The following is a 4,921-nucleotide window of genomic DNA, read 5'->3' as shown; positions in this document are numbered from 1 at the left end:
CTTGAGGAAGTTGAATAGGTTTACGTCCACATTTTTGTTTGTTTTCTTTGTATTCTAGATAAATATCGATCGCTGTTTTACCCGTTTTCAACTTCCTGATTACTCTGTAGACTGCTTCATGACCTCGCTTAAGCTTTTTAGCAATCTCGCGACCACTGAGATTAATGGCAAAGTATTCTTCTATGAATATGAGTTCTGTTTTGGTAAGATGGGTGTACGACATGTATGGTGCACTCTCCTTAGCTTTGGTAGGTTAATTTGAGTGTATCATAACATGTCTTTTTTCTGTCTCGCTTAATTATACAATCCACGAATCAAGAAGCACTTTTATGCCTCCATGGCTGGTTTCATCACCGTCACAACCGCTTTTGAAGGACTCATGTATATTGCCGTCTTAACTGCCGGCGGGTACTTTATCCTGAACGGCACAATGGAAGCGTCCGATATGATTGTGTTCATCATGTACATCAATATGCTGATCACGAGTGTGAAACGCATCATTCAGTTTACCGAGCAGTTCCAAAAGGGTTTGACCGGTATCCAACGGTTCCATGAAGTGATGACGGCTGTTCCGGATGTCGATGACACGGATAATACGTTGGTTTTAGAGAATGTGAAAGGAAACATTGTGTTCGACGACGTGTCGTTCAGTTATGGGAAAGACGATGAAAAAGTATTGGACCGCTTGAACTTTGAAATCAAAGAAGGCGAACAGGCGGCTTTTGTCGGGCCGAGCGGGGCGGGCAAATCGACCATCATCAGCTTGATTCCCAGATTTTTCGATGTCGATTCCGGCGAAATCCGGATAGACGGACACGATATCCGGCATCTTAAAATTCATTCTTTAAGAGACAACATCGGCATTGTCCAGCAAGACGTGTATTTGTTTGCTGGAAACGTCAAAGAAAATATCCGTTACGGCAAACTGGATGCAACGGACGAAGAGATTTACGAAGCAGCCAGGCTGGCCGGTGCGGCTGAATTTATCGAAGCTTTGCCCAATGGTTTCGACACGGATATCGGCGAACGCGGAGCACGGCTTTCGGGCGGCCAAAAGCAGCGCATCTCCATTGCCCGGGTGTTTTTGAAAAACCCGCCAATCTTGATTTTGGATGAAGCGACCAGTGCCCTGGACAATCAAAGTGAGATGGTCGTCCAGGAATCGCTGAAAGAACTCGCCAAAGGACGCACGACAATCACGATCGCCCACCGATTAACCACTGTCGAAGATAGCGACACTATTTATGTACTGACCGATGAAGGCATCATTGAGAGCGGCTCTCATGAAGAATTGATAGCTCAAGAAGGCTATTACTACAACCTTTACACCAGACAGTGAAACTTCCGATCACAAAAAAACTGCTGAATCTCCCTTTATAAGAGGAGTTCAGCAGTTTTTCTATATTTAGGAACAAATATGAGCAAGGACAGTTCTAACTGCAACAACATTCGCTGCCCCATTTTAGTTGCTTATTTTTCATGTTTCCTTTTGTCGCTTTGATGTTTAGCAATGAGGAAAACTGCAAAAATAACTAATGACTTCGTTAGCGCTAATGCAGCTGTCTCTAAATTAAGCGGTCTATCTATTAAATCCGTAATTAAAGTAACTACAAAAATGAACATTAAATAGGATGCAAAGACAAATTTTCTTCTCAACAAAACACTTCCCTTTAGGTGATTCCTTATCTTTTTATTTTTTTAAATGCATAAATTACAACTACTAATACCATCATAAACAATGAGCAGAACATTAACCATCTTCCTAGAGGATAGTTTATAGCTCCTATAGATAATAATTCAGCTATTTCTTCTTCGGACATTTCATTGACCCCGCTGACAGGAACCAAGTTCAACGTTAATACAACTCCTATAAGGAACACGAGTAAACTGAAGCAAAATGTATACTTTAAATTTAATTTATTCATCACTCTACCCAAAGCTTTTTTCAAAGTCTTACTCCTTCCGTCATTTAACTAAATGCCTCTCTTTCAATTATTCCATCAAGACATATTACACATTTCATAATAATTGCTGAAACCTTACTTTCAGAATACGTTTTCCTTTCATATTTCTCAAGAGCCCTTTACTGTTCATTGTCATGGTATTTAAGTTAATCCGTTGGTTCCTGAGTTTTTTCAGGCATAACTTCTATATAATCCGCTTTTTTTACCTCTATGCTACTCAGTGTTAAAATGAATTTAGCACTTTTATCGAGGAGGATGTCTCGTGGAAGATAAAATGATTTTGCGCGGGATGCGTGAAAACAACTTAAAAAACATTGATTTAACCCTCCCCAAGGAAGAACTCATTGTCTTTACCGGACTTTCGGGTTCGGGGAAAAGTTCGGTGGTCTTCGATACCATCGCGGCGGAAAGCCAGCGGCAGATGGAACAAAATTATTCGCAGTATCTGCGCCGCCATATGGATTTGCATGAACGACCGAAAGCCGATTTGATGAAAAATCTGACTTCCGTGATTGTCATCAAGCAGCAACAAGTCCAGGGTAACCAACGTTCCGATGTCGGAAGCTACATGGATTTAGGTCCGCTGATCCGGCTGCTTTATTCTCGCATCGGCCAGCCGAATATCGGCGAAGCCATCGATTTTTCGAGTCAGAGTTCGTTCGGCCAATGTCCCACCTGTGCCGGAAACAAAGAAGTCATCACACCTGATTTGAACAAACTGGTCGACTTTGATAAATCGCTCCGCGACTATGCCGTCCAGTTCAAACCGCTGTCCCCTGCTGGGTGGCAGGGACGCTGGATGATCACAGGCGGAATTTTTGACCCCGATACACCTTTGAAAGACTGGCCGCAAGACAAACTGGACCTCTTTCTTTACGGCCATCCCGAAGGCAAAGAAGTCATCATGCCGTTCCATACAAAAAATGGACCCCACCGTTCGAAGTGGGACGGACTGCTCCCTCGTTTCAAGCGGCTCTACATCGACCGTGACATTTCCAATTTGAGGGAAGTGGACGAAGAAGATGTCAAAGCCGTCAGTACGACTGCACCATGTCCGACTTGCGAAGGAACGGGGCTGAATCCGAAAGTATTGGAGTCAAAAATCAATGGCCTGAACATTGTGGACATGTACCGGATGGAAATGACCGAGTTGGTTGAGGAATTGAAAAAAATCGATGACCCTTTAGGCGAGTCCTTGACCCAGCAAGCCATCCCCATCGTTCAGCAAATGATTGATATGGGGCTTGGGTATTTGAACTTAAGCCGCCCGGTCGGCACACTTTCAGGCGGTGAAGCGCAGCGTTTGAAAATCGCGAGCCACTTGGGTTCCAACTTGAATAATTTCACCTATATTCTCGATGAACCGAGCGCTGGTCTGCACCCGGAAGAAGTCGCGCAGTTGATTGATATCCTCAAGCAACTCAAAGCGCAGTATAATTCGGTTCTCGTGGTTGAACATAACTTAGCAATCATGCAGGAAGCCGATATGATTGTCGAGATGGGTCCGGACGCGGGAACGGGAGGCGGTGAGGTCATCTATCAAGGTCCGCTTGACGCGATTGCGGATACCCCGACGGCCAATGCATTGCATGAACCGCTGACCTTAAAACCAGAGGTACGCGATTGGTTAAACATCTATCCAATCCGCCAGGCATCGAGAAACAATTTGAAAAACGTGTCGATTGATGTGCCAAAAAACGTTTTGATCACAGTCGCTGGCGTGTCCGGTTCAGGAAAAAGTTCGTTGATGGTCGATGAATTTACCGACCGCTATCCTGAAGCCATCGTCGTGAACCAAAAAGGGATCGGCATCTCGACCCGCTCCACCCTGGCCACCTATATGGGCATCATGGACACCATCCGAACCACCTTTGCCAAAGCAACGGGACAACCGGCCGGTTTGTTCAGCTTCAACTCCCTCGGCGCCTGCCCGGTCTGTGAAGGCAAAGGCTATCTGCAGCCGGAAGTCGCTTTTGCCGACCCTGTGACGATGGTTTGCGAGCATTGCGGCGGCACCCGCTACTCGCCAGAAGCGTTGTCCTATACCTATCAAGGGAAAAACATCGTCGAAATTCTCGAGTTGACGGTAGAAGACAGCATGGCTTATTTCTCAAACGAGCGGATTTTAAGACGTGTCCAAGCCCTCAATGATGTGGGATTGGGCTATTTGACACTCGGACAATCTACCAGTTCTCTTTCCGGTGGTGAGCTCCAACGGCTGAAACTGGCAAGCGAGCTGCAGCACCAAGGCGAGATTTATCTTTTGGATGAACCGTCACGCGGTCTGCATCCTCAGGACAACCGCCACTTGTTGAACTTGTTCAACCGTCTCGTCGACCAAGGCAACACCGTCGTCATGATCGAACACAATCTCGAATTCTTGGCCAACAGCGACTGGGTCATTGAACTCGGTCCGGAAGGCGGGAAAAACGGCGGACAAGTTGTCTTTGAAGGCACGCCGCACGACATGCAGGGAGCCGACACCGTGACCGCCAAATGGCTGCAAAAAGCCATTGAAGGGAATCATGTGATTGAATAGTGTATATATTGAAAGAGGTTGAGACAAAAAGTCTCAACCTCTTTTCCTTTACTGTATTCGAAAAATATTTTTGTTTACAAAAGTCTTGCTATGGCCAAATAATTTTGAAGTCACGATGCGATTTTGAGGTAGTCTAAATACTGGACACAGCTTTACAACCACTTTTTTAGTACAATGAGCTCAACAACTAAAAGGATGTGTGCGGGATGGGGAAACGATACGATGTGGAGTACAAAGAATACGTGTGCCGGTTGGTGGTGGAAGAAAAACGAAAAATGAGCGTGGTCTCCCGTGAACTGGAAATTCCCTACGACACCCTGGTTCGCTGGGTACGAATCTATAAAAAAACCGATCAATAGCGTAAAATCCACCGTAAGAACGAACCGCCTGTGAAAGAAAAGCCCAGCTACCGCACCCC

General features: G+C 45.4%; 4 protein-coding genes and 1 pseudogene. 3 read left to right on the top strand and 2 right to left on the bottom strand.

The features are described 5' to 3' along the window. A pseudogene (locus G470_RS0111280) lies at nucleotides 1–223 on the bottom strand (IS30 family transposase); the annotation flags it as partial. 114 nt (nucleotides 224–337) lie between these two features. On the opposite strand from G470_RS0111280, the gene G470_RS13545 reads away from it, so the two are divergent. Further along, complete coding sequence (locus G470_RS13545; protein WP_084172193.1) at nucleotides 338–1,339, top strand: ABC transporter ATP-binding protein; 1,002 nt, start codon at nucleotides 338–340, stop codon at nucleotides 1,337–1,339. A gap of 343 nt (nucleotides 1,340–1,682) precedes the next feature. Here the strand turns inward: G470_RS13545 and G470_RS0111265 are convergent, their stop codons facing one another. Next, nucleotides 1,683–1,949 (bottom strand): hypothetical protein, encoded by a 267-nt coding sequence (locus G470_RS0111265; protein ID WP_028274883.1) that lies wholly within the window; start codon nucleotides 1,947–1,949, stop codon nucleotides 1,683–1,685. Between the two features lie 277 nt (nucleotides 1,950–2,226). Between G470_RS0111265 and G470_RS0111260 the strand changes: the two genes are divergently transcribed. Both G470_RS0111260 and G470_RS14305 read left to right on the top strand, forming a co-directional pair. Further along, nucleotides 2,227–4,503, top strand: a complete 2,277-nt coding sequence (locus G470_RS0111260; protein WP_028274882.1) for an ATP-binding cassette domain-containing protein — start codon at nucleotides 2,227–2,229, stop codon at nucleotides 4,501–4,503. A gap of 206 nt (nucleotides 4,504–4,709) precedes the next feature. Next, nucleotides 4,710–4,862, top strand: coding sequence for a transposase (locus G470_RS14305; protein ID WP_035445648.1), 153 nt, complete (start codon nucleotides 4,710–4,712; stop codon nucleotides 4,860–4,862). Nucleotides 4,863–4,921 lie beyond the last annotated feature (59 nt).

Source organism: Atopococcus tabaci DSM 17538 (genome assembly GCF_000429585.1).
Taxonomy (GTDB): Bacteria; Bacillota; Bacilli; order Lactobacillales; family Carnobacteriaceae_A; genus Atopococcus; species Atopococcus tabaci.
The sequence above is the reverse complement of the archived record's forward strand: the minus strand, read 5'-3'. Positions and strand labels throughout refer to the sequence as shown.